This window comes from Neorhizobium vignae (assembly GCF_000732195.1).
GTDB lineage: Bacteria > Pseudomonadota > Alphaproteobacteria > Rhizobiales > Rhizobiaceae > Neorhizobium > Neorhizobium vignae.
In genome coordinates this window covers 1-2,945 of record NZ_JNNU01000052.1, presented here as the reverse complement: position 1 = coordinate 2,945, position 2,945 = coordinate 1, and the positions used below count along the sequence as shown (strand labels likewise).

At 55.3% G+C, this 2,945-nt stretch carries 2 protein-coding genes; both read left to right on the top strand.

Annotated elements, in window-relative coordinates:
- Positions 1 to 240 (top strand): hypothetical protein (locus GQ59_RS32920; RefSeq protein ID WP_207642202.1); only part of this gene is annotated, 240 nt, incomplete at its 5' end.
- A gap of 223 nt (positions 241 to 463) precedes the next feature.
- Positions 464 to 2,794 carry an AMP-binding protein gene (locus tag GQ59_RS30265; RefSeq protein WP_244448103.1) on the top strand — a complete coding sequence of 777 codons (2,331 nt, stop codon included), beginning with the start codon at positions 464 to 466 and terminating at the stop codon, positions 2,792 to 2,794.
- Positions 2,795 to 2,945: the final 151 nt, after the last annotated feature.

Below are 2,945 nucleotides of genomic sequence, written 5' to 3'. Positions count from 1 at the left end.
CTGATAGATGCATACCGTCAGGACTCCAGGGAAGAAGCCATAGGAACAGCGCTGGTCGATGCACCACGTGAACCACTAACCGCTGCCCATTGGCTTATTGAACTCCTGGAACTTCTGACCGAAGCCCCCGACAGGGTCATCAAGGCCCTCGAGCCAGTTCCGCATTTCGATTTACCTCCGTTGCATCATCGAATCGCACGTCCCTCAAGCGCCCTTTTCAGCAGCTTTCCTCATTGGTAACGCGGGCGGCCTCTCTGGCCTCCTTTAGGTGTAGCCGAGCCTGCATTAGTCGGAATTGCGCAGACGTAGGCGGTGCCGGTAGATCTCAGTTATAAGAGCTATAACTGTGAGATAGGTGCCTAGAGTGCGTCATCGGAATTTAACGGCTACTGCGCTCGTTACGCGCAATTCATTGTCTTATCTCGAGAATACATTTGCCCTCAACCAGGCACGCGAGACACTGGTGAACGTACCCGACGAGTCTGTCGCCAGCGCCTTAACTGGAATCGACATAACGCGCTGCGTCGTACCCGAACAGGGGAGCGGATGGTTCACCGAAAGGCATCCACTGATCTACGACAATCGACCGGCGCAGGTCACTTATACCTCTGGCACGGAGGGCAAGCCAAAAGGCATCGTGCTGACCTACTCCAATCTGGCGGATGCGGCGGAGCGGATCATCGATCAGATGGGATTGACCTCTAGGATACGAGAATATGTTGGTGTGCCGGTGATCTACAGTTTTGGCATGGCCCGCGTACGGGCCATAAGCGCGGTTGGTGGCCAGTCCTTTTTGCCGCCACGCGGCTTTGACCCCCTCGAGTTTGCGCGCATGCTCAAATCGGGTGAGGTCAACGCACTCTCCGCCGTGCCCACACTTTTGCGGCTTATACTGCAGGCGCCGGGCGTCATCCGCGATGCGGGCAAGAAACTTCTCTGGCTGGAAATCGGCTCGCAATACATGACCGGTGCCGAGAAGCGCGAGGTTCGCGCACTGTTTCCCAATGCGCGCATCGTTCAGCATTACGGCCTCACTGAGGCGTCCCGCACCACTTTCCTGAAGATCTCAGACGTACCGGACGACCTACTGGAATCCGTAGGTCGACCAGTCGGCAAGACAGAGGTCGATATCTCATCAGATGGGCTCATTAGAATTCGCGGTCCGCACGTGGCTTCCTGGCGCTTCGACGGTGATCAGCTGCTTGACCTCAAAGACCCCGAGGGGTGGCTAGTGACCAGCGATCTCGGTCATATGAAGGATGGTTATCTTTATTATGAAGGCAGAGCCGACGACATCATCAATAGCGGCGGCGTGAAGATTGAGCCGAACATATTGGAGGCACGCATCAGCCAGCTCGTGGGGCAATTGGGCAACATCGTCGTAGCCAAAATACCCGACGCGTTGCGCGGAGACGGCGTACTCGTTGCCGCCGAGTCCACGGATCTCACCGTTGAGCAACTTCATGCTGCTTCGAATGATGCGCTGACGGAGCTTGGTCTGCTCGCAGGAAATGCGCTGCATGTGAGGGTCGTACCGACCATTCCGCGGACCGCGACAGGCAAGCCGCTACGGCGTTTCTTGACCGAAGACTTCATTCGTGAGGAAGCAACCAAAATCCAGCCTGTTACCGATCCGTTGATGTGCTCTGCAGACGTGCGAGGCTTTTTCGAGCAGTTTTTTCCTGGGCGCGAGATCAGCTTAGAGGACAGTTTCGACAGCATGGGCGGAGACTCGCTCAGTTATATACAGTTTTCGATCGGATTTGAGGATCGCTTTGGGCCGCTACCCGAGGGGTGGGAATCGATGACGGTGGCGCAGCTGGGAAAATCCACTACAACCGGCGAGAAATTTCACTGGCGCCGGTTGGAATCCGCAACGCTTGCGCGCGCTTTCTTCATGATCTGCATCGTTGCGCTGCACCTCGATACTTTCGTCTACAGCAGGAACTGGGGCGCCGCTTATTTCTTGTTTATGCTATGTGGCTACAGCGTCATGCGGTTTCAGTGGCCGGAAATAAGCAGGACCGGGAGGGTCGACACATTGTTTGGAACGATCATACGTGTGGCTATCCCGACTTTTCTCGTCGTCGCCCTGATGCAGCTTCTAGCTCAGAGGTTAGAGCCGAAACCGCTTCTTCTTATCTCAAACTGGTTTGATCCCAAGGATTACCACGTCGCCACAGAATATTTTGCGGAAATCTACATGCAGCTATTGCTGCTCCTCGCCCTCCTTCTATCCTTTGCGACGGTGAGAAACTCGCTACGCACAAGGCCAATGGTCAGTTGTACGGTCCTCATTGTGCTTGCAATGGCGATGAGTTGGCTGATGGACCAACTGTGGGACACGAATTACCTCTACCACAGAACGCCGATCTGGTATCTTTGGACGCTTGCCGCCGGCATGCTGATGGCTAGCGCGCGTAGTCTTCGAAATTGTGTTTGGGCATTTGTGATTGTGACCATTGCTACGCTGTTGCATCACGGTCTGACCTCGGCCAGCGGCTACATCGTCAGCGGTGTTGCGTTGCTGCTTTTCTGGCCCGAAATCACCGTTCCCCCTCTGGCGAAAACGATAGTCGCCGAGATCGCCAGTTCATCGATGTTCATGTATCTGAGCCACGGCCAGGTCAAATCACTCATCATCAGGCTGTTTCATACTCCAATGCCGTGGCTGGCATTTTTCGTCGCCATTGGCTTCGGTGTTGCATCGTTTCGCGTTTACAACTGGGTTGAACGCAAGGCGCGCCTTTTGGCGAGAAGCCATGGCTTCGTAAGCATGGGTCGCAGTACCTAACCTGCTGGTGGCGCTCGCAGTTGAGAGCACTTAGCCAGCTCTATCTAGAGGCGCCACCTTGTTGAGACATCGGTTGATCGCGTCCGCGCCCGAGATGATCACGGTTTCGTCTGGCAGCAAGTGGGAGACCTTTCAGGTGATCTATGCCGAA